Here is a 24901-nt window from a genome sequence, read left to right on the forward strand (position 1 = left end):
GTGACGAAGCCTCTCAAGAAACAGCGGCTGTCGGTCTATCTCGATCCCGATGTGATGAAGGCGCTCGCCGCGCACGCCGCGCGGCGAGACCTATCCCTGTCGCTGGTCGCAGAAGCAGGCATCGCCTCCTTCTTGTCGCCTGATGCCGCGGAACGGCAAGAGGCGGCCACCACTAAGCGGCTCGACCAGCTCGATCGTCGCATCGCGCGGATGGAGCGCGATCTTGGCATTTCAGTCGAGACGCTCGCCGTGTTCATTCGCTTCTGGCTGACGTCCAATCCGCCACTGCCAGAGCCGGCACAGGTTGCGGCGCGCGCCAAGGCCGCCGAGCGCTACGAAGCTTTCGTCACCGCCCTTGGCCGACGACTCGCGCAAGGACCGAAGCTCAGGCAGGAAATCGCGGAAGACATTCCCGCGCGCGACGCGGAATAATCACTGATCTACGCATCGCAAGTATTCGGGCGTTCCGCCGTTTCCCTGTCTTTGTACGCCACAGTACGACGACCACATTATGGTTGTTGTCAGGCCATGATTTCTGCCTCTTCTACTCATCCCCGATCCAGGGCCGCATGTCGCGGTCCCGCAAGAGAACGGGGACGACGTGGCGGCCACTCACCAGAAATCGGAAGCGATCCTTCGCGGTGCGCGCATGCTGCGCACAGCCCTCGGGTCCGCGATCGCCACGTTTCTGGAAGATCCCGCGATCGTCGAGGTGATGCTCAACCCCGATGGGCGGCTCTGGGTCGACCGGCTTTCCGAGGGGCTTTCCGATACGGGTGAGCGACTGTCGCCGTCAGACGGCGAGCGCATTATCCGCCTCGTCGCCCATCACGTCGGCGCCGAAGTTCATCCGGGTGCCCCGCGTGTCTCGGCCGAACTGCCCGAGACGGGGGAGCGGTTCGAGGGGCTGTTGCCCCCCGTGGTTTCCGCGCCGGCTTTTGCGATCCGCAAGCCGGCCGTCGCCGTGTTCACGCTCGACGACTATGTCGCCGCCGGGATCATGGCGGCGGCTCAAGCCGAGACCTTGCGCCAGGCGGTTGCCGATCGGCGCAACATCCTCGTCGCCGGCGGCACCTCGACCGGCAAGACCACGCTCACCAACGCACTGCTCGCCGAGGTCTCCAAGACCTCGGATCGCGTCGTCCTGATCGAGGACACCCGCGAGTTGCAATGCGCGGCACCCAACCTCGTCGCGATGCGCACGAAGGACGGCGTCGCCTCGCTCTCCGATCTCGTCCGTTCCTCGCTTCGCCTGCGCCCCGACCGCATTCCCATCGGCGAGGTGCGCGGCTCCGAGGCGCTGGACCTCCTAAAGGCCTGGGGCACCGGCCACCCCGGCGGCGTCGGGACCATCCACGCCGGCACCGCCATCGGCGCGCTCCGCCGCATGGAGCAGCTCATCCAGGAAGCCGTCGTTACCGTCCCGCGCGCGCTGATCGCCGAGACGATCGATCTCGTCGCCGTGCTCTCCGGCCGGGGCGCGTCGCGCCGCCTGGCCGAACTCGCCCGCATCGAGGGCCTCGGCCCCGACGGCGACTACCGCGTCACCCCCGCAAGCCAGCCCGTCACAGGAGAACCGTCATGATTAAGCATGCCCTGCGCATCCGCCGCCACATCGCCACGGCGGTGTCGGTCACCTTCCTCACACTCGCCCTGGCGCCGGCCGCCCATGCGTCGGGTTCGTCGATGCCGTGGGAGGCGCCACTTCAGTCGATCCTTGAATCGATCGAGGGGCCGGTCGCCAAGATCATCGCCGTGATGATCATCATCATCACCGGTCTGACGCTCGCCTTCGGCGATACGTCCGGTGGCGCTCGTAAGCTGATCCAGATCGTGTTCGGCCTGTCGATCGCCTTCGCCGCGTCGAGCTTCTTCCTGTCCTTCTTCTCGTTCGGCGGCGGGGCGCTCGTCTGATGGCCGACGGCGCGGATCATGGCGGCGAACTGCCGGGCTTCTCAGTCCCGGTCCACCGGGCGCTGACCGAGCACATCCTGCTCGGCGGCGCGCCGCGTTCGCTGGCCATCCTGAACGGCACTCTGGCCGCCGCGCTCGGCCTCGGCCTGCGCCTCTGGCTGGTCGGCCTCGGCCTCTGGGCCGTCGGGCATTTCGCGGCCGTCTGGGCCGCCAAGCGCGATCCCCAGTTCGTCGACGTCGTGCGCAAGCATCTGCGCATCCCCGGCCACCTGTCGGTCTGAGGAGCGACGCGATGATGAACCTTGCCGAGTATCGCAACCGCAACACCCGGCTCGCCGACTACCTCCCTTGGGTAGCGCTGGTCGGCGAAGGCATGGTGCTGAACAAGGACGGGAGTTTGCAGCGCACGGCGCGCTTTCGCGGCCCCGACCTCGACAGCGCCGTACCGGCCGAGCTGGTCGCCGTCGCCGGCCGGCTCAACAATGCCTTTCGTCGCCTCGGTTCCGGCTGGGCGATCTTCGTCGAGGCGCAGCGCCATGGCGCCGCCACCTATCCGGCCAGCATGTTCGCCGACAGCGCTTCCGGCCTGGTCGATGCCGAGCGCAAGGCCGACTTCGAGGAAGCCGGCGCGCATTTCGAGTCGAGCTATTTCCTGACCTTCCTCTATCTGCCACCGGCCGAGGACGCCGCCCGCGCCGAGACCTGGCTCTACGAGGGTCGCGATCATGCCGGCGTCGATGCGCACGAGGTACTGCGCGGCTTCGCAGACCGCACCGATCGCATCCTTCAACTCATCGACGCCTTCATGCCGGAATGTGCCTGGCTCGATGACGGCGAGACGCTGACTTATCTGCATTCCACCGTCTCGACGAAGCGGCACCGCGTCCGCGTCCCCGAGACACCGATGTATCTCGACGCGCTACTCGCCGACCAGCCGCTGACCGGCGGGCTGGAGCCGCGCCTGGGCGATGCGCATCTTCGCATCCTCACCATCGTCGGCTTCCCGACCGCGACCACGCCCGGCATCCTCGACGAGCTGAACCGACTGGCCTTTCCCTATCGTTGGTCGACCCGCGCCGTCCTCCTCGACAAGACCGACGCGACGAAGCTGCTGACCAAGATCCGGCGGCAATGGTTCGCCAAGCGCAAGTCGATCGCTGCCATCCTCAAGGAGGTGATGACCAACGAGGCCTCGGCACTGGTCGACACCGACGCGGCGAACAAGGCAGCCGACGCCGACATGGCGCTGCAGGAGCTGGGCGCCGACTATGCCGGCCAGGCCTATGTGACGGCGACGATCACCGTCTGGGACGACGATCCGCGCATCGCCGCCGAGAAGCTGCGGATGGTCGAGAAGGTCATCCAGGGCCGCGACTTCACCGCGATGCCCGAGACGATCAATGCGGTGGATGCCTGGCTCGGCAGCCTGCCGGGCCATGTCTACGCCAATGTCCGGCAACCGCCGATCTCGACACTGAATCTCGCCCATATGATCCCGCTGTCGGCGGTGTGGGCGGGACCGGAACGGGACGAGCACTTCGACGCACCCCCACTGCTTTACGGCAGAACCGAAGGCTCGACCCCGTTCCGGCTTTCCATCCATGTCGGCGATGTCGGCCATACGCTGATCGTCGGCCCCACCGGCGCCGGCAAGTCCGTGCTGCTGGCGCTGATGGCGCTGCAATTCCGGCGCTATGCGCAATCCCAGGTGTTCGCGTTCGACTTCGGCGGCTCGATCCGCGCTGCCGCACTCGCCATGCGCGGCGACTGGCATGATCTCGGCGGTGGGCTTACCGAAGGATCGGACGACAGCGTGTCGCTCCAGCCGCTGGCCCGCATCGACGACGTCGCCGAGCGGGCCTGGGCCTCCGACTGGCTGATCGCGATCCTGGGGCGCGAGAGCGTTGCCGTCACGCCCGAGGTCAAGGAGCACCTCTGGTCGGCGCTGTCGTCGCTCGCCTCCGCACCGATCGCCGAGCGGACTCTGACGGGCCTGTCGGTCCTCCTCCAGTCCAACGACCTGAAGCAGGCGCTTCGACCCTATTGCGTCGGCGGTCCCTACGGCCGGTTGCTCGACGCCGAGACCGAGCATCTGGGCGAGGCCAATGTTCAGGTCTTCGAGACCGAAGGTCTGATCGGCACCGGCGCTGCCGCCGCCGTGCTCGCCTATCTCTTCCACCGCATCGAGGATCGCCTCGACGGTCGCCCAACCCTGCTGATCGTCGATGAAGGCTGGCTCGCGCTCGACGACGAGGGCTTCGCCGGCCAGCTCCGCGAATGGCTGAAGACCCTGCGCAAGAAGAACGCCAGCGTCATCTTCGCCACGCAGTCGCTCTCCGACATCGACGGCTCGGCGATCGCCCCAGCCATCATCGAAAGCTGCCAGACCCGCATCCTGCTCCCGAACGAACGCGCGATCGAGCCGCAGATCACCGCCATCTATCGCCGCTTCGGCCTCAACGATCGCCAGATCGAGATCCTCGCGCGCGCGATGCCCAAGCGCGACTATTACTGCCAGTCCCGCCGCGGCAACCGGCTCTTCGAGCTGGGTCTGTCGGACGTAGCGCTGGCGCTCTGCGCCGCCTCGTCGAAGCAGCACCAGGCGCTGATCGCCGCGGTTCACGCCCGCAGCGGCACGGATGGTTTCCTTGCCGAATGGCTTGGCGAGAACCGGCTCGGCTGGGCCGCCGACCTCATCGCCGACCTCACCAACATCACCCCCCAAACCGATCCGGAGGCACGCCCATGACCCGTTCCGTTCGTTCCCGCTCACGCGCGCTGCGCATCGGCGCCGCGCTCCTTGCCGCGCCGCTCGCGCTGTCGCCAATCTTCGCCCCGCCGGCCGCCGCACAGTGGATCGTCTATGATCCGACCAACTATGCGCAGAACGTCCTGACGGCGGCGCGCACGCTCCAGCAGGTCAATCAGCAGATCACCCAGCTTCAGAATGAAGCGACCATGCTGATAAATCAGGCCCGCAATCTCGCGAGCTTGCCATACTCCTCGCTCCAGCAGCTTCAGCAGTCGGTGCAGCGCACCCAGCAACTTCTCGCGGAGGCGCAGGGCATCGCCCTCAACGTCCAGCAGATCGACCGTGCGTTTCAGACCACCTATGGCAACGCGTCGATGTCGGCGTCCGATCAGGCGCTCGTCGCGGGAGCGCGCGAGCGCTGGCAGAACACGGTCGGAGGCTTGCAGGACGCCATGCGCGTGCAGGCCGGCGTCGTCGGCAACATCGACACCAATCGCGGTGAGATGACGGCGCTCGTCGGCCAAAGCCAGGGCGCGACCGGCGCGCTTCAGGCGACGCAGGCGGGCAATCAGCTTCTCGCCCTGCAAGCACAACAGCTCGCCGACCTCACCGCCGTCGTTGCCGCCAATGGCCGCGCACAGAGCCTCTCCGAGGCCGAGCGGGCGGCAGCGGCCGAACAGGGCCGCGAACAGCGCCGCCGCTTCCTGACGCCGGGCACGGGCTACCAGCCCGGCAACGCCCGCATGTTCCCGAACGGCAACTGAGGACATGGTCATGGACGGCAAGATGCTCGCGCGGCTTGGCGCCGTCGTGTTCGTCGCGGTCGCGGTCACCGCGACCGCGATCGAGATGACCCGCAAGGAGGAAGCGCCGGCGGCCTGGCCATCCGGCCGCTCTACCCAGGCTCAGGCCGATCCCCTGCGTGACGAATTGATCCGCTGCCAGTCCCTTGGCGAAGCGGGGCCGCGCGATCCGGGGTGCCTCCGAGCCTGGGCAGAGAACCGTCATCGCTTTCTCGCGCCCGGCGCTCGTCCGATGGAGCGTCTCCCCGAACCGCCTCCGCCGAATGCGATTCCGCGCGAGATCCCCGACAATCCGATCCGCCGTGAAAGCGCGCCCCAGCCCGACGAGGCACGGTAGTATCATGGGCGGCACCGGCGTCATCGACCACTTCCTCGAGGTCTTCACCCGCTACATAGACAGCGGCTTCGGCCTGCTTAGCGGCGAAGTCGCGTTCATCGCCACAACGCTGATTGTTATCGACGTGACGCTAGCGGCGCTGTTCTGGAGCTGGGGCGCCGACGACGACATCATCGCACGGCTGGTGAAAAAGACGCTGTTCGTCGGGGTCTTCGCCTACATCATCGGCAACTGGAACAATCTCGCTCGGATCATCTTCGAGAGCTTCGCAGGCCTTGGCCTGAAGGCCAGCGGCACGGGCTTCACGACAGCCGACCTTCTGCGCCCCGGCAAGGTCGCTCAGACCGGGCTCGACGCCGGACGGCCGCTGCTCGATTCGATCTCCAGCCTGATGGGCTACTGGTCGTTCTTCGAGAACTTCATCCAGATCGCCTGCATGTTCCTGGCCTGGGCTCTGGTGCTGCTCGCCTTCTTCATCCTCGCCATCCAGCTCTTCGTCACACTCATCGAGTTCAAGCTGACGACGCTCGCCGGCTTCGTGTTGATCCCGTTCGGCCTGTTCGGCAAATCCGCCTTCATGGCCGAACGCGTGCTCGGCAACGTCATCTCATCCGGCATCAAGGTCCTGGTCCTCGCCGTCATCATCGGCATTGGCTCTACGCTGTTCTCCGAGTTCACATCCGGCTTCGGCGGCCAGAACCCATCTATTGACGAGGCTATGGCGATCGTGCTCGCCGCTCTGTCGTTGCTTGGCCTCGGCATCTTCGGTCCCGGGATCGCGAGCGGCATCGTCTCCGGCGGTCCTCAACTCAGCGCCGGCGCCGCCGTCGGCACAGGCCTCGCCGCAGGCGGCATGGTGGCGGCAGGCGTCGGCGCGGTCGGCGCAGCCGCGTCCGGCGGCGCGGCACTCGCCGGTGGCGCAGCAGCAGCCGCCCGTGGCGGTGCTGCGCTCGCAGGCGGGGCTTCCACTGCCTACAGCCTTGGCGCTGCCGGGCAGTCCGGCGCGACAGGTGTCGCCTCGGGGCTTGGCGGGGTCGCTCGTGCCGGTGGCAGCGCTGCGGTCTCACCGCTCCGCCGTGCGGCCTCCCGCGCCGCCGAGAGCATGCGCTCCAGCTTCAACGCCGGTGGCAAAGCCGCGTTCGAGGCGACGGGCGGCTCCTCCACCATGGGCTCGATCGGCGGTGATGCCGCCGGTGACGGCGCCGCGTCCTCCGGTGCCGCCAATGCCGGCGGACCGCCCGCCTGGGCGCAGCGGATGCGCCGCTCCCAGCGCATGACCCATGCCGTGCAAGCCACGGCCCATGCCGTCCGCTCCGGCGACGCCCACGGCGGCGGCTCCTCCGTCAACCTGTCCGAAGGCGATCGCTGATGTTCAAACGACCCACCACCCATTACGGCAAAGCCGCCGAACCCGAGACGCCGTATCAGCGCGCCGCGCAGGTCTGGGATGAGCGCATCGGCGCCTCTCGCATCCAGGCCAAAAACTGGCGGCTCATGGCCTTCGGCTCCCTGATCCTCTCCGCCGGTTTCGCTACCGCGCTCGTCGTGCAGTCGGCACGCGGAACGATCGTGCCGTGGGTGGTGCAGGTCGATCGCGTCGGTCAGGCTCAAGCCGTGGCGCCGGCCGAGGCCGACTATCGTCCCACCGATCCGCAGATCGCCTTCCACCTGGCGCGCTTTATCGAGCAGGTCCGCTCGATTCCTGCCGACGCGATCATCGTGCGACAGAACTGGTTGCGGGCTTACGACTTCACGACCGACCGCGGCGCGATGGCGCTCAACGACTATGCGCGCTCGAACGACCCGTTCACGCGGGTCGGTCGCCAGCAAGTCGCCGTCGACGTCTCGAGCGTGATCCGTGCCTCGCCCGACAGTTTCCGCGTCGCCTGGGTCGAGCGCCGCTACGAGAACGGCCAGCTCGCCGAAACCACGCGCTGGACCGCGATCCTGACGATCGTCGTGCAGATCCCCCGCAATGCCGACCGGCTCAGGGCGAACCCGCTCGGCATCTACGTCAACGCTATCAACTGGTCACGGGAGCTTGGGCAATGAAGCCGTCTTTCCGTAAAGCTGGAAATCCGGCTTCACACACAATCGTATTCGCAGCTCTCCGCAGAGCCGCAATTCCGATGGTCCTGCTGGCGACGACCGCGCTCGCCGGCTGCGCCACCACGAACCCACCGCCCGAGATCTCCTACGACAACGCGGCGCCGGCTGTGCAGACAGTCGATCCGCCTGCGCCCGTCACCGTGGTCGAGCTGCCTAGGCCGCTGCCGCTACCCGGCCAGTTGCAGCGTGTGCCGGAGACGCGACGCGCGCCCGAGCCGACCAACCCGACGGCGCGCGTCAATCAGGCCAATGAGGCGGCCCGCGTCCAGCCGGTGCGCGACGGCTTCATCAACTCCATGCAGGTCTATCCCTGGACGCAAGGGGCGCTTTATCAGGTCTATACCGCTGTCGGGCAGATCACCGACATCGCGCTTCAGCCCGGCGAGCAGCTCGTTGGCGCCGGTCCGGTGGCGGCCGGGGACACGGTCCGCTGGATCATCGGCGACACCGAGAGCGGATCGGGCGCGACGCGCCAGATCCATATCCTCGTGAAGCCGACGCGGGCCGACCTGATGACGAACCTCGTCATCAACACCAACATGCGCACCTATCACATGGAGCTGCGCTCGACCGAGCGGACCTATATGGCATCGGTCTCCTGGCAGTATCCGCAGGACCAGCTCATCGCCCTGCGCCGGCAGAACGCCGAGGCGCAGGCCGCCCAGCCGGTGGCGAGCGGAGTCGATCTCGCCAACGTCAACTTCCGCTACGCGATCGAGGGTGATCGCGCGCCCTGGCGGCCGCTGCGCGCCTTCGATGACGGCCGCCAGGTCTTCATCGAGTTTCCGCGCGGCATCGGTCAGGGCGAGATGCCGCCGCTCTTCGTCGTCGGCCCCGAGGGCAATACCTCCGAGCTGGTGAACTACCGCGTTCGCGGCCACCACATGATCGTCGACCGCCTGTTCGCCGCCGCCGAACTGCGTTTCGGCTCCGGTCGCGAGCAGAAGCGCGTCAGGATCGTCCGCACCGACGGAAGGCCGACCTCATGAGCGAGAACCCGCCCCGGAATGAGGAAGTGCCCGACGACGATGGGCAGCCCTTGACCGGCGAGCCGGTCGGGCCAGCGCCGATGCGCCTGCGCGCCGAACCGCCCCGCGTCACCCGGTTATCGCGGAAGGTTCTCGCCGGCCTCGGTCTTGTCGCCAGCGTTGGGCTCGGCGGTGCGCTGATCTACGCGCTTCAGACACGCGACGGCGGTCGGCCGAACGACGAACTCTATTCGACCGAGAACCGCTCGACCGCTGACGGACTGGCCGGCCTGCCGCGAGATTACAGTGGCGTGCCGCAGCTCGGTCCGCCACTTCCCGGTGACCTCGGGCGGCCGATCCTCAGCACCCACGATCGCGGACAGCCGGTGCCGACACCCGGAATCGCCACGCCCAATCCCGGCATCAGCCCGGAAGAGCAGCGCCGCCTTCAGGAGATCGAGACCGCGCGGACCAGCCGCCTTTTCTCCGGATCGGAAAGCCGGGGGGCGCCCGCTGCGGCGGGAGGTGTCCCGGCACTCCCGCCCGCGCCGGATTTGACGAGCCTCGGCCTCGCGCCGCCGCCGGCCACACCCTCCGCGCAGGATCGCCAGAATGCCTTCCTCAACGCAGCGGCCGATCGCCGGACGGTTGCGCCCGATCGCGTCGTTGCTCCGGCGTCGCCGAACATCCTTCAGGCCGGCGCAGTCATCTCGGCGGCGCTCATAACCGGCATCCGATCCGACCTCCCGGGACAGATCACCGCCCAGGTGACGGAGAACATCTACGATAGTCCGACAGGCCGCATCCTTCTGGTGCCCCAGGGCACGCGCGTCATCGGCCAGTACGACAACAACGTGCAGTTCGGGCAAAGCCGTGTGCTGCTTGTCTGGAACCGGCTGATCTTTCCGAATGGCCGCTCGATCGTGCTCGAGCGCCAGCCCGGTGCCGATGCCGAAGGTTTCGCCGGCCTGCAGGACGGCGTCGATTACCACTGGTGGGATCTCGCCAAGGCGGCGGGACTTTCCACGCTGCTCAGCGTCGGCGCCGAACTCGCCGTGGACAATGATGATCGCTTGATCCAGGCGATCCGCAACGGCGGACAGGACACGCTTAACGACGCGGGTCAGCAGATCGTCAGACGGCAGCTTAATGTGCCACCGACGCTCACCGTCCGGCCAGGATTCCCTGTCCGGGTTATCGTGACGCGCGATCTCGTGCTCGAACCATATGGGGGATGATAATGTCGAAGCTCAAGCTGGGGCCTATCGCGGAAGAAAAGCCGATCAAAGTTCAAGTCGAGTTGCCTGCTGCTCTTCATCACGACTTGGCCGACTATGCCGATCTGTTAGGGCGCGAACAAGGGCAGCCTGCGGTTGATCCGGCTAGGTTGATCGTTCCTATGTTGCAGCGGTTCATCGCGACCGACCGCGGTTTCGCAAAAGCTAGGCGAGCTACGACGCAAAAGACCGAAGATTAGCCAACACTCCTCCCCTTCGACCCTGAGAGGGTGTCGAGACATTTCAGCAGCAGTGGTAGGGCGGGATTGTCGTTGTCGCAGGATGAAATCGTAGCAGCCGTGGGCGCTCGGGCCGATGAAAGCGGGACCAACGCGATGTCAGTTTGGCGAACCAACGTCGTGATGGTCAAACCGAAGCCCTGCTCGACCATGGTGAGGAGTGTCTCCCGGCTGACCTGTTGAATGGATAGTTGAACCTCTCCTTCTACGGCTCCTACCATGCGCTTGAGCAAGTCAGAGAGTTCACGTCCGGCACCGTCGGAACGAACGAGGAAGACCTCGTCGCAAATGTCTTCCCAAGCCAATTGCATTCGCGACGCCAACTGGTGACGCTGGGACAATGCCACAAACAAAGTGGGATCGCAGAAGCGTCGAATGTGAAACTGGCGGTTGCTGTTTGTGCGAAGGCAAATTGCGGCATCCAGTAATCCCCGCCGCACCCGCGATGTATTCTCTTCTGACGTGCCTTCCTCGAGCTTCACCTCGATAGTCGGATATTGATGTCGAAAGTCCGCGAGAAGGTCGATGATTGGGCCCGCCGGAAACGCTTCGAGCATCCCAAATCTGATAAGCCCGGTCTTGAGGTTTCGTGTGGACCGGATCTCCGTCGCAGCCTCGCGCAGGTATCGCGCTCCTACAGCCGCGTGCTGAAGAAAGCGTGCTCCCTCGGGCGTTAGCGCGGCACCTGTTCTTGTGCGCTCGAACAGCGAAACGCCAAGCTGACGCTCTAGCATCTGCACCCGACGGCTCACGGTAGATTGGGAGATCGCAATGCGTTCGGCCGCCCGGCGAAAGCTACCTGCCTCGGCGACCTGGATCGCGTATTTGAGGTATCGCAGATCAAGCGTCAGATCGGGCATGACGCCCCTCCGTGGCTGCCGCCATTCAAGCGCACGAGCAGCGCGCGAAATTTTAAGCCGCCAGTGGACGGCGCATCTCTTTCGATCTCAGGCGAGGAATCCGAGCCGAGTCCTTCGGTGAGCATGACCATCTCCGAATCCCAGAAATGTATGCGGCAGTCATACATCTTCGGACACTTGATGTCTATGCGTCACGCATATATCGTAGACGGATGGAGCCGGCGGCAGCCAAATATCATTTTGGTGCACTAGCGCTCGCGGTGGCTGACAACATCGCGAGTGCCTCAGCCTCGCTTTCGCCGAGCGGACCAGCGGCTGCGCTGATGATCCTTCTTAGTGTTGAGCCTGGGGTGCCTATCGGCGTCCTAGCTAGCCGGCTTCGGCTTTCCCATGCCGGGACGGTGCGATTGATCGACAGGCTTGAAACCGATCATCTGGTCGAACGGCGGCGACACACCGTCGACAGACGGGCGCGTTTCATCCACCTCACCAATTCCGGTGAGGAGATGACTAGAGCTTTGCTCAGAGCGCGCGAGCAGGTGATCGCGGCGTGGGTCTCGCCCCTATCACCCATGGACCTGAACGACCTAGGCGCGTTGTCCGAGCGGCTTCTCGAAAACGGGTTGAACAAAAATGAGCTCGCAAGCCTCCGGCATCTGGGCGGCTACCCGAGGCGACGACCTACTGAAAGCGCAACGCCGCCAGCCCGCTCGCCACCCCGGCGTCCTTCGAAGAACGACTGACGAGAAAATGAATCAGGCTTGATACCTTGGAATCCATCGCGTTCGACCTTCTCATATGCATGCTGGCATTCTGGTTCGGGTATTCCGCAAACCGAGGTGGAACATGTCTGGTCGTAGCTGCTCACGAGTTGCAGAAACGACGCCCACCAAGAATGTTCGTCGGATTTGTTGCGGCGTCTGCAGCGGCGGGCCTCGTTGCTATTCCGCTCGCTTGGTCTGGGACGCTGAACGCGACCCTTGCACCCTCGACGAACGTCAACGCCTTTCTCCTAATCGGCGCCATCGCCTTCGGCTTTGGGGCGCTCATCAATGACACTTGTCTGCTTGGATCGTTGGCACGGTTAGGCGATGGGGAAATGCGACTGCTAGCTCTTCCTGTGGGACTAGCAGTCGGGATCTTGATTGCCGATCATGGTCGGCCCGGCTCTCTCGTGACATGGACAAGTCTTATCGCGAGCCCAAGCATCTCTGGGGCCGCTACGGTTCTCGCCCTTGCGGTTGTACTAGCGCTGGCGGTGATGTTCGTATCGACGAAGGGCGCATCGCGAAGAAGACCGGGTTGGGCGTTTGGCGCCTCAATGATTGGCCTCGGTATCACTGGTGGACTTCTTTACGCCCTGTCACCGGCATGGACGTTCGCTGACCTGATCCAACGCGGCCTTCCTCTTCGAATGACGCCAACAGGCGAGGTCGCACTCGTTGCGGTCATTGCCTCTGTTGCGGGAGCAATCACGGCATCCGTGCGTCAGGGACGTTTGCGTTTTCAACGGCCGACGGTTGCCGGCATTCTGCGATCGATTGTCGGCGGAGCGTTGATGGGAATAGGTATCGGCCTCATACCCGGTGGCAACGACGCTTTGATCCTCGCCGCAGTGCCTACACTCTCTCCGGGCGGCATAGTTGCCTACCTCGTGATGACGACGACGATCGTTTTCGGATTTGCAGCGCGTGACAGGCTTTTCAAGAAAGGCCCATCAGGCCACGGGAGAGGGTAGATGGTCTTGGGCCGATCATGAGACCCGTGAATATCGACTTATCAGGTAATACGCCTGCGTGGGCCCATCCCTCTGATTGCCGTCTCGAAGGATAGTGCGTCGAGCATCCGGTGGTGTCATGATAGGCGTGGTCACGGCAGGAATGAGTGTCTGTCGCCTGATACCCCAGCTCCGGCGCGAGAATCTGAGGTTTCAGACATCGTCGGTGCCTACCGGCCCGCCTTCGCCCTCCAACCGATTAATGGCACGCACGTCCTTGGCGTTGAACTTAAGCCTCACGCCCGATCCCGCGCGATGATCCTCATCGATGAAGACGGCGCCGCCCCGTTCGAGCGCGTCACGCAACCGCATCAGTTCCGAAGCTGCAAGCACGCTACCGCCGGCCTCGAACCGAGCTAACGTCTCCTCGTCCAACTCAGCGATCTTGGCGACATGTGATCGCGGCCACTGAATCAGGGCTCTCGCTGCGCGCGCCAATGGTCCATTCATGCTCATCGATGCTTCCTTTTTTGGAAAACCCACCTTTTCGCCGAGTGACGACTTTGCCGGCACTCGATCGGCTATATGAGCTTCGCCATTGCGACCGCGGTATCCGCCATACGCGTCGCAAAGCTCCATTCGTTGTCGTACCAAGCAAGCACGCGAACCATCCTGCCGTCGACAACATCTGTCTGGGGAAGTGCGACGATTGAGGATTCGGTCCGATGGTTCAGATCGACCGACACCAAGGGCTCCGTCGTGAAGGCAAGCACCCCACTCATTGCACCGGCGGCAGTCTGACGGATGGCGTCGTTCACATCGTCTATCGAAACCTCACGCGACGTCGAAACAGCCAAATCTATGACCGAGACGTTCGGCGTTGGGACGCGGATCGACGAGCCATGAAGCTTACCTTTTAGTTCCGGCAGCACGCGGCCGATCGCGTTCGCAGCCCCGGTGGACGTCGGGATCATTGAGAGTGCGGCTGCGCGGGCGCGGTAGAGATCCTTATGGACGGTATCCTGCGTCGGCTGGTCACCGGTATAAGCGTGAACCGTGGTCATATAGCCTCGCTCTATGCCACAGAGATCGTTCAGTACCTTCGCGACAGGCGCGAGGACATTGGTCGTGCATGAGCCATTTGATACGACGACATCGTCAGCGGTCAGCGTGTCGTGATTGACCTTGAAGACGATCGTCTTGTCTGCCCCATCGCTCGGCGCGGAGACGAGCACGCGTTTTGCTCCCGCACGAATGTGCGACTCGGCCTTCTCCCTGGATGTGAAGAAGCCCGTGCATTCGAGCGCCACGTCAACACCAAGCTCATCATGGGGCAGGTTTGCTGGATCGCGTTCCGACGACACCCTGATTTTACCGGACCCGACGTCGATCCAGTCTTCGCCGAGGTCGATCGATCCACGAAAGGGACCATGAACCGAGTCGTACCTCAGAAGGTGCGCCAAGGTAGCGACCGGCCCGAGGTCGTTGATCGCAACCACTTCGACGTCCTCTCGACGTAGTTCGACGATCGACCGTAAGGCTAGTCGCCCGATCCGACCGAAACCGTTGATTGCGATCTTAACCGTCATGCCTGTCTCCCCTGGCTCGCCTTACTGACTGAAGCATCCGCCATTCGCTCAGTGAAACATGGCGCACGAAATCGGCTCTGGCGGCGTGTGCGCACCAACACATTATGTATGCGTCACGCATAGACTTATCTGCGTGGGCACTCGGGGTCAACGCGGCAGTGTCAGCACGGACGATCCAGCTTGCGCCGTCCAAACAAGCAGCCGTTCTTCGGGGGGGCTGCGTGAAACGCGTTCAAGGCCTACGCGTCCCCAAGACGGATAGGGGGTTTGATATCCATCTGCCGGCTGGCTGCGGCTAAAGCACGGTCGTGGCTGACCAAGGTGAGTCGGTTGAGGTGGGACGCAGAAAGCGAGCTCCCAGGCCTGCCGATAACATTTGGCCACAACGCGTAGCTGGCGCTGGAACGATGTGATTCGGCGCCAAGGCAGCCGAAACCACGGCAAACGACACCGATCTATAGCCGCCAGGTATCGGCAGTCCGTGCGCGCCATGATCTAATTGCGGAGTTTCAATCTCCCGCGTCATCGGCGGAACGTCGTAAGCCTCTGGGAATCCGGCCTTTTTTCCTCACGCTTGCCGACCCGCACCACACGCGTATGACTTGCTGTCTATGCTTCGCGCACATATAGATGTGACAATGGATGGACCTCGAGATCGAAATATCTTCGGGGCGTTCGCACTCATGATCAGCGACGACATCGTTCGCGCTAGTTCATCGCGGGCGCCGGAAGCTGGACCCGCAGCATCGGCCCTGGCGTTGATTGCGCACATGCCTGGGCTCTCGATTCGCATGCTCTCCATCGGCGTCGGCCTCTCCCATGCAGCGACTGTCCGTTTGGTGGATCGGTTAGCTGCTGAGGGATTGGTCGAACGCCGTGAGCATTTCACGGATGGTCGCACCCGGTCTCTCTATCTCACTGCGGCGGGCAAGGTAGCGAGCGACGAAGTCCTTTCCTCACGCGACGAGGTGATCGCTGAGGGGTTATCCATCCTAAGCCCAGACGAATTGAGAGTTCTTTGCGACATCGCGGAACGCGTCTTACGGCATCGCCTGGAAAATCTTGAGCATTCCTATCGTATCTGCCGCTTGTGTTGCTATGAGGGTTGCACGAATTGCCCGATTGATGCCGAGTTGCATGAGCGTGGCGTAGATCGCGAAAACAGCGGCGAGGCGTAGGACTATCGCAATCGCATGAATCAATGTTGAGCGATGAGATATGCCGCCAGAAATCCCACGACCGTGATGAGCCCTATGAACGGCGGCGCCTTTTCGAACGCTTCGGGAATCATAGCTTCTGCCAGCATCGCTATGACGGCGCCGGCCGCGAAAGAAAGGATGGCTGGCGCCTGAGTCGATGCCGAGCCGAGGATGAGATTTCCCACACCGGCGGCAACGCAAACGAGTAGGGGAATGCCGATCCAGACCGCGTAGATATAGCTTCGGGGTCGGCCCGCAACCTTCATTCCTGAAGTGCTCGATAGGCCCTGGGGCACGTTTGCAAGAAAGAAGCCTGCCACGACGGCCAGGCTGATCCTGCCGCCACCAGCCACCGACATCCCGATCACAAGGGCCTCTGGAATTCCGTCGAGAACGCTGCCGAGCGCAATTGCAGCACCACTGCCGCGGTGCTCCTGTTCAGTGGCCTGCTCCGTGCATTCACCGCATCGCTTTCGGTGCTTCGCGCCTTGGCGAGACAAAAACCAGTTCGTGCCGCTGAAGATCGCAGCTCCGGCGAGTAGCGCGAAGATCGCAAATGGGCCCATCCCGGCCGAAACGCGATCGCCGATGAGTTCGGTAGCGACAACGGCAATCAACACGCCGCCACCAAAGCCCATGACTGCGGAGATCATGCGGTGAGTAAGTCGCCCGAAAAGCACGTCCGCCAGCACCGCCCCCACCAGCAGTCCGCTTCCCGACAAAAGGCCCCACAAGCCGGCGATCACGTATTCCGGCATCATGACGGTGACCCGGCTGGCAGCACGACAAAGCGCGAGCACCCTTGCAGCAGTATTGTCGATGATAGTCGAAGCTCGCTCATCGGTTCGCTCGGTCCAATCGCCAGGTCGGTCGCGCGAAGTGGCAGCTATAGCCACCGGGTTGACGCAGGAGATACTTCTGATGCTCGGGCTCAGCCTCCCAGAAGGATTCTTCCGGGTTGATCTCGGACACGACTGGCCCAGGCCAGCGACCCGAGGCTTCGATCTCGGCGATCGTCGCTAAGGCGATGTCCATCTGCGCTTTAGACGTATAGAATATCGCCGACCGATAGCTTGGGCCGACATCGCTGCCCTGTTGCTCGTAGGTCGTCGGATCGTGAATCTGGAAGAATAGTTCCAGTAGAGCCCGATACGTCAGAATGGACGGATCGAAGGTCACCTCGACGGCTTCCGCGTGGCCGTAATGTCTCGCATAAGTCGGATCTGGCATTTCACCGCCAATATAGCCGACACGCGTGGCCACGACCCCCTTGGCGCGGTGCAGCAAATCCTCCAGGCCCCAGAAACAGCCACCCGCGAGTATCGCTCGCTCGGTTCGCGTCGGCGTCTGGTCTGTAGCTGGCAGGCTCATCATCCGATCACCCTAAACGCTGTGTGCCAATCAGTTCGACGGCCTTGCACCTGCAGGCTGGCCGCGGCTCGAAAGCTCGGTCTGCACATCAGAACCCCGGACGAGCGTCAGATCGACGGGACACCGATCCGCGATCTCAAGAATGCGCGCGCGTTGATCATCACTGAGCGGCCCATCGAGAACGATGGTGCGTGTGAAGCGGTCGGGAGGCATCATGTCCGCCACCTTCTCGTGCCGCACGCTCGTCGTCGCTCTTTCGAGCGGGAAGCCCTTGCGGTTGGCGTAAAGGCGCATCGTCATCACCGTGCAGGCAGCTAGCCCGGCTGACACCAGTTCGTAGGGAGACAGGCCGCTCCCAAGACCTCCGACCGATTCCGGTTCGTCGGCGAACAGAGTATGCTCGCCACTGCGGACCGTGAGCTGGAACTTCCCCGCTAGCGTCTCCGACGCAACGACACCTTTTGCCGCCTCGACCTGCGGAAGATCCGCCGCTAGCGGCGGAAGAAAGCGGCTGGCCCACGCGGCGACCATAGCTGAGGCGTAGTTCGCATCGTCGACGTCGGTGAGAAGGTGATCCGCCGTGTCGAGCGAGACAAAACTCTTAGGATGGCGTGACGCGACGAAGATGCGCGAGGCGTGCTCGATGCCCACGACTTGGTCCACCGGCGAATGCATGACCAGCACCGGACGTCGAAGCGCGGCGATGGACTTCTCGATGTCGGCTCGCTCTACCGTTTCCAGGAAGGTGCGGCGGATGAGGAAGGGCCTGCCAGCGATCTCCACAGAGGCCTCGCCCTCGCTCGCTATCGCGTCAAGGTCGCCAGGCCGGAAAACGCGCAAGATATGCTGAAGGTCGGCCGGCGCACCGATCGTCACCACCGCGGCGACATCCGGCAGCGCGGCAGCGGCTACGATCGCAGCCGTTCCACCCAGGCTGTGCCCGACAAGGAGGGCGGGTGGCATACCGGCGGCCGCCATGGCCTCCGCGGCTGCCCTCAGATCGTCGACGTCAGAAGCGAAGCTTACCGCTTCTTCCGCGGAACTCGCGATCCCTGTGCCGGCGAAGTCGAACCGCAAGACGCCGATACCGGCCCGCGAAAGCGCGCGTGCGATGTGCACGGCGGCGCGGCTGTCCTTCCCGCAAGTGAAACAATGGGCGAAAATCGCCCAGCCGCGAGGAGTGCCTTCTGGCGCCTCCAGGTGCCCGGTTAGTTCAGACCCCCCTCCCCCGGCAAACGTGAACCGCGTTCCTGCCATATGCGTCGAGCCTCCAACGGCGGCTTAGCAGGAGCACCATCGACCCGAACTAGCAGCCCAAGACATTCTTTCTATATGCGCGGCGCATATAGACAAGCCCCTAAACCATGATTATATGCGTCGCGCATACTTCTGAGGCTGTAGTCGGATCGGTCCTCTGGGGTGGCACTCGTCAGGGCGCAGGCCAAAGGGCTATGGAACTCAACCAGGTCAGCTATTTCATCAACTTGGCCGAGACGCTGAATTTCACTGCGGCTGCTCGTCTCAGTGGTGTCTCACAACCAAGCCTGACACGAGCGATCCGCCGCCTGGAGGAGGAACTCGGTGGACCGCTCATCTATCGTGACGGGAAGAACAGCCGGCTGACGAGCCTGGGTCAGGACGTCGAGTTGGAATTCCGCCGAATGCTGGTCGCGATGAAGAGCGTAAGACACCACTCGGAAAACTGGGCAATGGGGCGGCATCGCGTTCTCGACGTTGCTGTCGCCTCCAGCGTCGGCCCGAGGATCTTCACAGCCTTTTTCGACAGCGCGCTGGAAGAGGTGCCGTCCATCGAGATCAAACTGCACTCGCTCCAATCGGGCGAGGACACGTCGGAGGTGCTCTCAGGCAAATATCACGCGTGCATCCTGCCTCGCGAATCAAGGCCGGATCGTAAACTTGATGTGCGTCCTCTCTTCCGGGAGCGCTTCGTGCTCGGCTGCGCTGCAGATCACCCCTTGGCGGCGTGCGAAGTCGTTCGTGGTGAAGACCTGCTTGCTTTCCCGTTCGTCGATCGACTGAAATGCGAGTGCCGCGATCAAATCTTCGAGCACTTCGCGCGTCGAGAGGTGCGCATGCGCCCTCGCTTCCGCTCAGATCGAGACGACTGGGTGCAGCGCGTCGTCGCCGAAGGGCGGGGGATATGCATTTTGCCCGAACGCGCGGCCACCACCCACGGCCTGATCACAAGGCCGATCGAGGGCTTCGCGTTGGAGCGTGAGATCGTGATCGCCACCGTGTCCGGATCTACGGCACCGGTCGAGATACGAAAAGTCGCTCAGCTTGCAGCCCGTTACGATTGGAGTTGACCCGCCAAGCAGAAGGCATGTGCGGTATAGAAACTATACGCACGACGTATTGGATTAATGTTGGAGCCACTGCGATAGTTGATGTGAGTATCGACGTGATAAATTGAACGTAGTGTGCCTGGCCCTCTAACTAAGTAATGGAGACTCACCATGAAGTTTGAAAAGTCGCAGGCAGCAATCGAACGCCTGACCCCGGAACAACGCCGGATCACCCAGCAGGACGGCACCGAGAGACCCTTTACCGGCGAGTATAACGACAACAAGGAGGCGGGCATCTACGTTGACGTCGTATCCGGCGAGCCGTTGTTCGCGTCGACGGACAAGTTCGAGTCCGGCACTGGCTGGCCGAGCTTTACCAAGCCGATCGTCGCGGCTCACGTGAACGAAGTGCGAGACAGCTCGCATGGCATGGTCCGGACAGAGGTTCGCTCGGTGCACGGCGACAGCCATCTTGGCCACGTGTTTCCGGACGGGCCGTCCGACCGCGGCGGCCTGCGCTACTGCATCAACTCGGCATCGCTTCGATTCATCCCGCGCGATGAGATGGAAGCCGCGGGCTATGGCGAGTATCTCGACCAAGTAGAGGAGGCTTAACATGCATCAGCGCGCTGTTCTCGCTGGCGGATGCTTTTGGGGAATGCAGGATCTGATCCGCAAGCAGCCCGGCATCGTTTCGACCCGCGTCGGCTACACCGGCGGCGACGTGCCGAACGCCACCTATCGCAACCATGGCACTCATGCGGAGGGGATCGAGATCACCTTCGACCCGACAGTGACGAGCTACCGTAATATCCTGGAATACTTCTTCCAGATCCATGATCCGACGACAAAGAACCGCCAGGGCAACGACCGCGGCCTCTCCTATCGATCTGGCATCTATTACGTCGACGAGGAGCAGAAGCGCATCGCCGAAGATACGATAGCCGACGTCGACGCGTCCGGACTGTGGGACGGCAAGGTCGTCACCGAAGTCGAGCCCGTGGGTGACTTCTGGGAAGCAGAGCCGGAGCACCAGGATTATCTGGAGAAGAGGCCGGGCGGATATACCTGCCATTTCCCGCGCGCTAACTGGGTGCTCCCGAAGCGTAAAGACGCTGGCGACACCCAGGCTGAGGCCGGCGCGGCAGCGGAATAGCTGCAGCCACATTTGCGGCTGAGCCCCTGGGTCGCACCATCGGACCCGCATCCACTGATGGTGCGGGCCCGAAACCCAGCTAATCAAGCGGTCATACCGCTCCTCAGCCATCGAGTTGTTAGGATCGCCACATCATGCCAGACCTTTCGTCGTTTCCGATCGCACAACGCTGGCCGGCATCCAACCCTGATCTCCTGCAGCTCTACGCCGCGCCCACGCCCAACGGCGTCAAGGTCTCGATCATGCTCGAGGAGATCGGCCTGCCGTACGAGCCGCACTTTATCGACATCTCTAAGAACGAAAGCAAAGATCCGGCCTTCGTTTCGCTAAACCCGAATGGCCGCATACCTGCGATCATCGACCCAATGGGCCCGGACGGTAAGCCGCTCGGCGTTTGGGAATCCGGCGCGATCCTCGTTTATTTGGCGGAGAAGGCCGACCAGCTCATCCCGAGAGCATCAGCCAAGCGCTACGAGGCGCTAAGCTGGGTATTCTTCCAGATGTCGGCGATTGGCCCGATGTTCGGTCAACTCGGCTTTTTCCTGCGCGGGGGCGGCAAGGACTATGAGGATAAGCGTCCTCAGAAGCGTTTCGCTGATGAATCCAAACGCCTCCTGGGAGTCTTAGACCGCCAACTGGACGGGCGCGACTGGATCGTCGATGACTATTCTATCGCCGACATTGCGACCCTCGGCTGGGTCAACGCCTTGGTTGGCGCCTACGACGCCGGCGACCTACTGCGGCTTAGCAATCATTCGAATGTCCAAGCGTGGCTGGATCGCGGCCTCACGCGCCCAGCAGTCCAACGTGGGCTGCTCATTCCGGCGAGGTCAGCATGAGTGTCATCGCTGCATATTACTACAACGAGGGTCGGCGTATCCGGGAAGTAGCTATCGACGAGCGCGTCGAACTCGACAAGAACCGTTCGGGCTTTTGCTGGATTGGGCTCAGCGAGCCCTCCGTCAACGAACTGAGGGCGCTTCAGGCGACCTACAATCTGCATCCTTTAGCGATCGACAATGCGATGCACCCGATATGCCCGCCCAAGCTCGAAGTTTATAACGGCGAGCTTTACGTCGTCGCCCAGACGGCTGAGCTGGTCGGGGACCGCATACGTTACGGCAAGACGGCGATCTTTACTGGCCATAACCATCTTATCACCGTTCGCCACGGCAACGCTGGTGCATTGGGCAACCTTCGAGAGCAACTCGAGCGTTCGCCCGCCCAGTTCGGAAAAGGCGTCGATTACGTCCTCCACGCGATCCTTCACCGGATCGTGGATCAGTATCTGCCCATCTTCGAAATGATCGAGGATGACGTACTTGCGATGGAAAGGCGATCGCTCGACGACTTCCTTGGGCGAGAGGACGTTGCTCGCATCTTCGGCCTGAGATGCGAGCTGACGCGGTTTCAGCGCACCCTTGGCGCTATGGCCGAGCTAGTGCGCAAGCTCGTGCGCGGACACTTTCCCTGCATCAGCGCTGAGGTGCGGCCCTACTTCAACGACGTTGCCGACCATGTTGATCGTGTCCAGTCCATGGTCGATGGCCTCCTGCAGGTGCTATCCACTGTATTCGAGTTCAGCAGCCTTCTCGAAGCGCAAAGAATCGGGGTCGTCACCCGCCAACTTGCGGCGTGGGCCGCGATCCTCGCAGTGCCGACAGCGATTGCAGGCATATACGGCATGAACTTCAAGAACATGCCGGAACTGGACACGCCTTACGGCTACTTCGTCGTGCTTGGTGTCATGCTGATGTTCTGCCTCTTCCTGTTCGTGCGGTTCAAGAAGGCCAAGTGGCTGTGATCGCTACGCGCGAGCCGCGACTAGACCCAGCAGGCTGCCGCGCGCCGGCCACGGCCGCTCTTCCGTCCCAACGTGAACTCGAGGTGCATCAATGACAGCCCAAGTGACCGACGTTTTAGAAGCAGTGCAGTCCTTCGTCGCGAAGGGCTATGACCGCGAGTACCGCGTCAAGGACGGCAACCTGGTCGATCTCGAACTGGGATCGATGCTCGATCCATGCTCCATTCGCGTCGACGCAGCGCTGCGTCTCGAAAGCGGGGACGGTGCCGAAGATGCTTCGAACATCTACGCGATCACCGATCCCGCGACCGAGCGAAAAGGTTTGCTGATTGATGCCTTCGACGTGTTCGACGAGATCTGCCACCGTGATCTTTCCGAGCGCCTCCTGGAACATCGTGAAACAGCGCCCGCGGGCGACGAAGACGTTCCGAGCAAGCATGGGCTGCGGAAGGTCTACAAGGCCGAATTCGATCGCGAACCCGAGCGTTACGTTCTTCGAGAAGGCTTCCCCGACTTTCCGGCATGCCCGTTCGGCGGCGCATTCAGCATTCTCGGCTTCGATACCGCAGAACAGACGTATGTCTGGCTCGTGACCAGCATCATTCGGGATCCTCGGCTGATCAGGATCCCCTACCAGGGCGAAGACGTCATCATCGACGAATGACGGCGCCGGCTGCGGAACGCGGCCTTTCAACGGCTTGCTCCGATAGATCGGCTTATCATTTCAAATTGCAATGCGACGAGGTGCAGATGGATTGGAATAAGGACCACATCCGGGAAACGATGCTGTCGTTGGAGACCGCTGCTCTGCAGAGCGCTCGCGACAAGTATCTCGATTATGTTTCCACCGCTCGCTTGGATCGGAGCGAGCCGATCGAGAACGACGAACAGGCACAAGCCGAGATCGCGAGCGACTTCGCCGAGGCGCTCGACGATACGCTGGACGATTACGCCGACAAGCTCGACAAGCTGAGAACAATCGACTTCGGACCGAAGACGGCGGTTACAGAAGGGGCGGTCATCAAGTTGTCGGGTCGCTACTTCGTCGTCGCGGTGTCAACGGACAAGTTCGTCTGCCATGGGCGCGAGCTTATGGGCATATCGACGATGGCGCCGATCTTCGAGGTAATCGACGGGGCTCAGGCCGGCGAGACCGTTCAATTCAACGGCCGAGAGCTGAAGGTCGAAGCTGTCTCATAGCAAACGGTCGCCAGGGCCGCAGCGCTAGTTCCGAACGCTCTGCGGCTCGTCCTGGGTTCGTATCATCGCATCGAGAGAGGCGGTGATCATCGGCGTACTCGGACAACGTGTCGCCTTTACCTCGATTGCGGAGCGAGAGCGACCGCGTAGGCCCGCTAACACCGCTAGCATGGTCAGCAGGACAGCAGCATAGACGAACAGCCCACCGGGCCCGACACGATCCATCACCACTCCCCCGACAAGTGGTCCGGCCGCCGTTCCGATCCCGTTGAGCAGCAGAAGCCCTCGCGCGGTGCCGAGCAGCCGCCCTGGAGGAAGGTCGTCGTTCGCGGCGGCGAGACACAGCGAGTAGATCGGGATGCCAAAACCGCCGAAGAGCGCTCCCGCCGCAAGAAGGACGGGCAAAGGGGCGTCTGCCGCCACCGACACGCCGATGGCTGCCACGGCGGATGCCAGCGCCGCTCCTGCGATGACCAGGTTCCTGGACACCCGGTCGGAGAGCCAACCGAGCGGCCATTGCAACAAAAGCGTTCCTCCGAGAACTGCGGCCATGAAGGCGGAGATGCCGGCGACGTCGAGACCGATCCTTTGCGCAAAATTGGGCCCCATGCCCCAGAAGCCGCCTATGGCCAGCCCGGCCAAGAAGACGCCGATCGACGCCAAGGGCGAAACAGAAAAGAGATCCCTGAATGCAACCGACTCGTGCCGCACGTCGGCCGGCGAATGACTGGGAAGTAGAGTGATCGGAACCACTGCGGCAGATATCAGCAGCGAGACGATGAGGAAAAGTGTAACATCGGCGGGTGGAGCGATGTTGAGGAGCGCCTGTCCGGTCGCCCAAGAACCCATGGAGACAACGCCGAAAATCGACAAAAGCTGACCGCGTGTGGATTGAACCGCGTGGGCATTGAGCCAGCTTTCCGTTGCGAGGATCATACCCGCATATGCCAAGCCGGTCACGAGCCGAAGCGGCATCCAAGCTACCGGATCTACGAACGCTACATGGAGAAGGGCGGTCATCGATGCGATCGCCCCAAAGCCGGCGAAGGTCCGTACGTGCCCCACCGACACAATGATGCGAGGCAAAACCAGCGCGCCAATCGTGAAGCCTGCGAAGTAGAACGACATCATCGCGCTGATCGCGGCGGCCGAGAAGCCCTCCTGACCAGCTCTGACGATCAAAAGCGTGCCCAGCAGCCCGTTGCCGAGCAGCAAGATGGCGACGCTCAACAGCAAGGCGGCTACTGGCGCGAGGACGAGACCACGCGTGCAAGCAGCCTTCACATTGTCCATTACCTGG

At 63.0% G+C, this 24901-nt stretch carries 29 protein-coding genes; 22 read left to right on the forward strand and 7 right to left on the reverse strand.

What is annotated here, in order from left to right; genetic code table 11:
• The 12 genes from ABC419_RS02085 to ABC419_RS02140 all read left to right on the forward strand — a co-directional run bounded on the left by ABC419_RS02085 (position 1) and on the right by ABC419_RS02140 (position 10360).
• On the forward strand, positions 1-432 hold the full coding sequence (locus ABC419_RS02085) for a hypothetical protein (protein ID WP_037520549.1): 432 nt from the start codon (positions 1-3) through the stop codon (positions 430-432).
• Between the two features lie 217 nt (positions 433-649).
• Positions 650-1585, forward strand: a complete 936-nt coding sequence (gene trbB / locus ABC419_RS02090; protein ID WP_409516131.1) for a P-type conjugative transfer ATPase TrbB — start codon at positions 650-652, stop codon at positions 1583-1585.
• A complete protein-coding gene (locus tag ABC419_RS02095; RefSeq protein WP_037455233.1) occupies positions 1582-1914 on the forward strand; it encodes a TrbC/VirB2 family type IV secretion system protein in 333 nt (110 codons plus the stop codon). The genes trbB and ABC419_RS02095 overlap by 4 nt, the downstream gene beginning before the upstream one ends.
• Positions 1914-2195: a VirB3 family type IV secretion system protein gene (locus ABC419_RS02100; RefSeq protein ID WP_008827607.1), complete on the forward strand. Its 282-nt coding sequence runs from the start codon at positions 1914-1916 to the stop codon at positions 2193-2195. Before ABC419_RS02095 ends, ABC419_RS02100 begins: the two co-directional genes overlap by 1 nt.
• 11 nt (positions 2196-2206) lie before the next feature.
• Complete coding sequence (trbE, locus tag ABC419_RS02105; RefSeq protein ID WP_125999911.1) at positions 2207-4663, forward strand: conjugal transfer protein TrbE; 2457 nt, start codon at positions 2207-2209, stop codon at positions 4661-4663.
• A complete protein-coding gene (gene trbJ, locus ABC419_RS02110) occupies positions 4660-5430 on the forward strand; it encodes a P-type conjugative transfer protein TrbJ (RefSeq protein WP_099648633.1) in 771 nt (256 codons plus the stop codon). Before trbE ends, trbJ begins: the two co-directional genes overlap by 4 nt.
• 10 nt (positions 5431-5440) lie before the next feature.
• Positions 5441-5806 (forward strand): putative entry exclusion protein TrbK-alt, encoded by a 366-nt coding sequence (gene trbK-alt, locus ABC419_RS02115; protein ID WP_037520714.1) that lies wholly within the window; start codon positions 5441-5443, stop codon positions 5804-5806.
• Between the two features lie 4 nt (positions 5807-5810).
• The gene (gene trbL, locus ABC419_RS02120; protein WP_037520557.1) at positions 5811-7175 is read left to right on the forward strand and encodes a P-type conjugative transfer protein TrbL; all 1365 of its coding nucleotides are present in this window, start codon (positions 5811-5813) and stop codon (positions 7173-7175) included.
• On the forward strand, positions 7175-7858 hold the full coding sequence (trbF, locus tag ABC419_RS02125; protein WP_037520558.1) for a conjugal transfer protein TrbF: 684 nt from the start codon (positions 7175-7177) through the stop codon (positions 7856-7858). The genes trbL and trbF overlap by 1 nt, the downstream gene beginning before the upstream one ends.
• Positions 7855-8904, forward strand: a complete 1050-nt coding sequence (gene trbG / locus ABC419_RS02130; RefSeq protein ID WP_125999912.1) for a P-type conjugative transfer protein TrbG — start codon at positions 7855-7857, stop codon at positions 8902-8904. Before trbF ends, trbG begins: the two co-directional genes overlap by 4 nt.
• Positions 8901-10121 carry a TraB/TrbI/VirB10 family type IV secretion system protein gene (locus ABC419_RS02135; protein WP_288077381.1) on the forward strand — a complete coding sequence of 407 codons (1221 nt, stop codon included), beginning with the start codon at positions 8901-8903 and terminating at the stop codon, positions 10119-10121. Before trbG ends, ABC419_RS02135 begins: the two co-directional genes overlap by 4 nt.
• Positions 10122-10123: 2 nt before the next feature.
• Positions 10124-10360, forward strand: coding sequence for a DUF2274 domain-containing protein (locus tag ABC419_RS02140; protein WP_037520564.1), 237 nt, complete (start codon positions 10124-10126; stop codon positions 10358-10360).
• On the opposite strand, the gene ABC419_RS02145 is transcribed toward ABC419_RS02140, so the two are convergent.
• A complete protein-coding gene (locus ABC419_RS02145) occupies positions 10357-11259 on the reverse strand; it encodes a LysR family transcriptional regulator (protein WP_125999914.1) in 903 nt (300 codons plus the stop codon). The genes ABC419_RS02140 and ABC419_RS02145 overlap by 4 nt on opposite strands.
• Before the next feature lie 323 nt (positions 11260-11582).
• On the opposite strand from ABC419_RS02145, the gene ABC419_RS02150 reads away from it, so the two are divergent.
• Both ABC419_RS02150 and ABC419_RS02155 read left to right on the forward strand, forming a co-directional pair.
• Positions 11583-12002, forward strand: coding sequence for a MarR family winged helix-turn-helix transcriptional regulator (locus ABC419_RS02150; RefSeq protein WP_234832045.1), 420 nt, complete (start codon positions 11583-11585; stop codon positions 12000-12002).
• Between the two features lie 59 nt (positions 12003-12061).
• Positions 12062-12997, forward strand: a complete 936-nt coding sequence (locus ABC419_RS02155; protein WP_126000174.1) for a YeeE/YedE thiosulfate transporter family protein — start codon at positions 12062-12064, stop codon at positions 12995-12997.
• Positions 12998-13189: 192 nt separating this feature from the next.
• On the opposite strand, the gene ABC419_RS02160 is transcribed toward ABC419_RS02155, so the two are convergent.
• Positions 13190-13492: a DNA-binding protein gene (locus ABC419_RS02160; protein WP_126000173.1), complete on the reverse strand. Its 303-nt coding sequence runs from the start codon at positions 13490-13492 to the stop codon at positions 13190-13192.
• A 65-nt stretch (positions 13493-13557) separates the two neighbouring features.
• Positions 13558-14565, reverse strand: coding sequence for a type I glyceraldehyde-3-phosphate dehydrogenase (gene gap, locus ABC419_RS02165; protein ID WP_126000172.1), 1008 nt, complete (start codon positions 14563-14565; stop codon positions 13558-13560).
• Positions 14566-15248: 683 nt separating this feature from the next.
• On the opposite strand from gap, the gene ABC419_RS02170 reads away from it, so the two are divergent.
• Positions 15249-15743, forward strand: a complete 495-nt coding sequence (locus ABC419_RS02170) for a MarR family winged helix-turn-helix transcriptional regulator (RefSeq protein ID WP_206366640.1) — start codon at positions 15249-15251, stop codon at positions 15741-15743.
• Positions 15744-15763: 20 nt separating this feature from the next.
• Here ABC419_RS02170 and ABC419_RS02175 read toward each other — a convergent pair whose 3' ends face one another.
• The 3 genes from ABC419_RS02175 to ABC419_RS02185 all read right to left on the reverse strand — a co-directional run bounded on the left by ABC419_RS02175 (position 15764) and on the right by ABC419_RS02185 (position 18392).
• Positions 15764-16525 carry a ZIP family metal transporter gene (locus ABC419_RS02175; protein WP_206435120.1) on the reverse strand — a complete coding sequence of 254 codons (762 nt, stop codon included), beginning with the start codon at positions 16523-16525 and terminating at the stop codon, positions 15764-15766.
• A 76-nt stretch (positions 16526-16601) separates the two neighbouring features.
• Positions 16602-17138 (reverse strand): peptide-methionine (S)-S-oxide reductase MsrA, encoded by a 537-nt coding sequence (gene msrA, locus ABC419_RS02180; protein WP_234832085.1) that lies wholly within the window; start codon positions 17136-17138, stop codon positions 16602-16604.
• A 27-nt stretch (positions 17139-17165) separates the two neighbouring features.
• The gene (locus tag ABC419_RS02185; RefSeq protein ID WP_126000171.1) at positions 17166-18392 is read right to left on the reverse strand and encodes a bifunctional alpha/beta hydrolase/OsmC family protein; all 1227 of its coding nucleotides are present in this window, start codon (positions 18390-18392) and stop codon (positions 17166-17168) included.
• 194 nt (positions 18393-18586) lie between these two features.
• Between ABC419_RS02185 and ABC419_RS02190 the strand changes: the two genes are divergently transcribed.
• From ABC419_RS02190 to ABC419_RS02220, 7 genes are all read left to right on the forward strand, one after another.
• Positions 18587-19462: a LysR family transcriptional regulator gene (locus tag ABC419_RS02190; protein WP_164546198.1), complete on the forward strand. Its 876-nt coding sequence runs from the start codon at positions 18587-18589 to the stop codon at positions 19460-19462.
• Positions 19463-19612: 150 nt separating this feature from the next.
• Positions 19613-20056, forward strand: coding sequence for a peptide-methionine (R)-S-oxide reductase MsrB (gene msrB / locus ABC419_RS02195; protein ID WP_037520575.1), 444 nt, complete (start codon positions 19613-19615; stop codon positions 20054-20056).
• A gap of 1 nt (position 20057) precedes the next feature.
• The gene (gene msrA / locus ABC419_RS02200) at positions 20058-20597 is read left to right on the forward strand and encodes a peptide-methionine (S)-S-oxide reductase MsrA (protein WP_126000169.1); all 540 of its coding nucleotides are present in this window, start codon (positions 20058-20060) and stop codon (positions 20595-20597) included.
• A gap of 134 nt (positions 20598-20731) precedes the next feature.
• Positions 20732-21436, forward strand: coding sequence for a glutathione S-transferase N-terminal domain-containing protein (locus ABC419_RS02205; protein WP_126000168.1), 705 nt, complete (start codon positions 20732-20734; stop codon positions 21434-21436).
• Complete coding sequence (locus tag ABC419_RS02210; protein WP_037520579.1) at positions 21433-22401, forward strand: magnesium and cobalt transport protein CorA; 969 nt, start codon at positions 21433-21435, stop codon at positions 22399-22401. Before ABC419_RS02205 ends, ABC419_RS02210 begins: the two co-directional genes overlap by 4 nt.
• Before the next feature lie 103 nt (positions 22402-22504).
• Positions 22505-23065, forward strand: coding sequence for a hypothetical protein (locus tag ABC419_RS02215; RefSeq protein ID WP_313452589.1), 561 nt, complete (start codon positions 22505-22507; stop codon positions 23063-23065).
• Entirely contained in the window at positions 23062-23601 is a 540-nt protein-coding gene (locus tag ABC419_RS02220; RefSeq protein WP_234832083.1) for a hypothetical protein, read from the forward strand. Before ABC419_RS02215 ends, ABC419_RS02220 begins: the two co-directional genes overlap by 4 nt.
• A gap of 24 nt (positions 23602-23625) precedes the next feature.
• Here the strand turns inward: ABC419_RS02220 and ABC419_RS02225 are convergent, their stop codons facing one another.
• Entirely contained in the window at positions 23626-24894 is a 1269-nt protein-coding gene (locus ABC419_RS02225) for an MFS transporter (RefSeq protein ID WP_126000166.1), read from the reverse strand.
• Positions 24895-24901: the final 7 nt, after the last annotated feature.

Source organism: Brevundimonas phoenicis (assembly GCF_047237745.1).
GTDB lineage: Bacteria > Pseudomonadota > Alphaproteobacteria > Caulobacterales > Caulobacteraceae > Brevundimonas.

Bases quoted from the DNA above. Each gene is read 5' to 3' on its own strand.
- trbB (WP_409516131.1), top strand. From the start codon at position 650: ATGCTGCGCACAGCCCTCGGGTCCGCGATCGCCACGTTTCTGGAAGAT.
- ABC419_RS02095 (WP_037455233.1), top strand. From the start codon at position 1,582: ATGATTAAGCATGCCCTGCGCATCCGCCGCCACATCGCCACGGCGGTG.
- ABC419_RS02100 (WP_008827607.1), top strand. From the start codon at position 1,914: ATGGCCGACGGCGCGGATCATGGCGGCGAACTGCCGGGCTTCTCAGTC.
- trbE (WP_125999911.1), top strand. From the start codon at position 2,207: ATGATGAACCTTGCCGAGTATCGCAACCGCAACACCCGGCTCGCCGAC.
- trbJ (WP_099648633.1), top strand. From the start codon at position 4,660: ATGACCCGTTCCGTTCGTTCCCGCTCACGCGCGCTGCGCATCGGCGCC.
- trbK-alt (WP_037520714.1), top strand. From the start codon at position 5,441: ATGGACGGCAAGATGCTCGCGCGGCTTGGCGCCGTCGTGTTCGTCGCG.
- trbL (WP_037520557.1), top strand. From the start codon at position 5,811: ATGGGCGGCACCGGCGTCATCGACCACTTCCTCGAGGTCTTCACCCGC.
- trbF (WP_037520558.1), top strand. From the start codon at position 7,175: ATGTTCAAACGACCCACCACCCATTACGGCAAAGCCGCCGAACCCGAG.
- trbG (WP_125999912.1), top strand. From the start codon at position 7,855: ATGAAGCCGTCTTTCCGTAAAGCTGGAAATCCGGCTTCACACACAATC.
- ABC419_RS02135 (WP_288077381.1), top strand. From the start codon at position 8,901: ATGAGCGAGAACCCGCCCCGGAATGAGGAAGTGCCCGACGACGATGGG.
- ABC419_RS02140 (WP_037520564.1), top strand. From the start codon at position 10,124: ATGTCGAAGCTCAAGCTGGGGCCTATCGCGGAAGAAAAGCCGATCAAA.
- ABC419_RS02145 (WP_125999914.1), bottom strand. From the start codon at position 11,259: ATGCCCGATCTGACGCTTGATCTGCGATACCTCAAATACGCGATCCAG.
- ABC419_RS02150 (WP_234832045.1), top strand. From the start codon at position 11,583: ATGATCCTTCTTAGTGTTGAGCCTGGGGTGCCTATCGGCGTCCTAGCT.
- ABC419_RS02155 (WP_126000174.1), top strand. From the start codon at position 12,062: ATGCTGGCATTCTGGTTCGGGTATTCCGCAAACCGAGGTGGAACATGT.
- ABC419_RS02160 (WP_126000173.1), bottom strand. From the start codon at position 13,492: ATGAGCATGAATGGACCATTGGCGCGCGCAGCGAGAGCCCTGATTCAG.
- gap (WP_126000172.1), bottom strand. From the start codon at position 14,565: ATGACGGTTAAGATCGCAATCAACGGTTTCGGTCGGATCGGGCGACTA.
- ABC419_RS02170 (WP_206366640.1), top strand. From the start codon at position 15,249: ATGATCAGCGACGACATCGTTCGCGCTAGTTCATCGCGGGCGCCGGAA.
- ABC419_RS02175 (WP_206435120.1), bottom strand. From the start codon at position 16,525: ATGATGCCGGAATACGTGATCGCCGGCTTGTGGGGCCTTTTGTCGGGA.
- msrA (WP_234832085.1), bottom strand. From the start codon at position 17,138: ATGATGAGCCTGCCAGCTACAGACCAGACGCCGACGCGAACCGAGCGA.
- ABC419_RS02185 (WP_126000171.1), bottom strand. From the start codon at position 18,392: ATGGCAGGAACGCGGTTCACGTTTGCCGGGGGAGGGGGGTCTGAACTA.
- ABC419_RS02190 (WP_164546198.1), top strand. From the start codon at position 18,587: ATGGAACTCAACCAGGTCAGCTATTTCATCAACTTGGCCGAGACGCTG.
- msrB (WP_037520575.1), top strand. From the start codon at position 19,613: ATGAAGTTTGAAAAGTCGCAGGCAGCAATCGAACGCCTGACCCCGGAA.
- msrA (WP_126000169.1), top strand. From the start codon at position 20,058: ATGCATCAGCGCGCTGTTCTCGCTGGCGGATGCTTTTGGGGAATGCAG.
- ABC419_RS02205 (WP_126000168.1), top strand. From the start codon at position 20,732: ATGCCAGACCTTTCGTCGTTTCCGATCGCACAACGCTGGCCGGCATCC.
- ABC419_RS02210 (WP_037520579.1), top strand. From the start codon at position 21,433: ATGAGTGTCATCGCTGCATATTACTACAACGAGGGTCGGCGTATCCGG.
- ABC419_RS02220 (WP_234832083.1), top strand. From the start codon at position 23,062: ATGACGGCGCCGGCTGCGGAACGCGGCCTTTCAACGGCTTGCTCCGAT.
- ABC419_RS02225 (WP_126000166.1), bottom strand. From the start codon at position 24,894: ATGGACAATGTGAAGGCTGCTTGCACGCGTGGTCTCGTCCTCGCGCCA.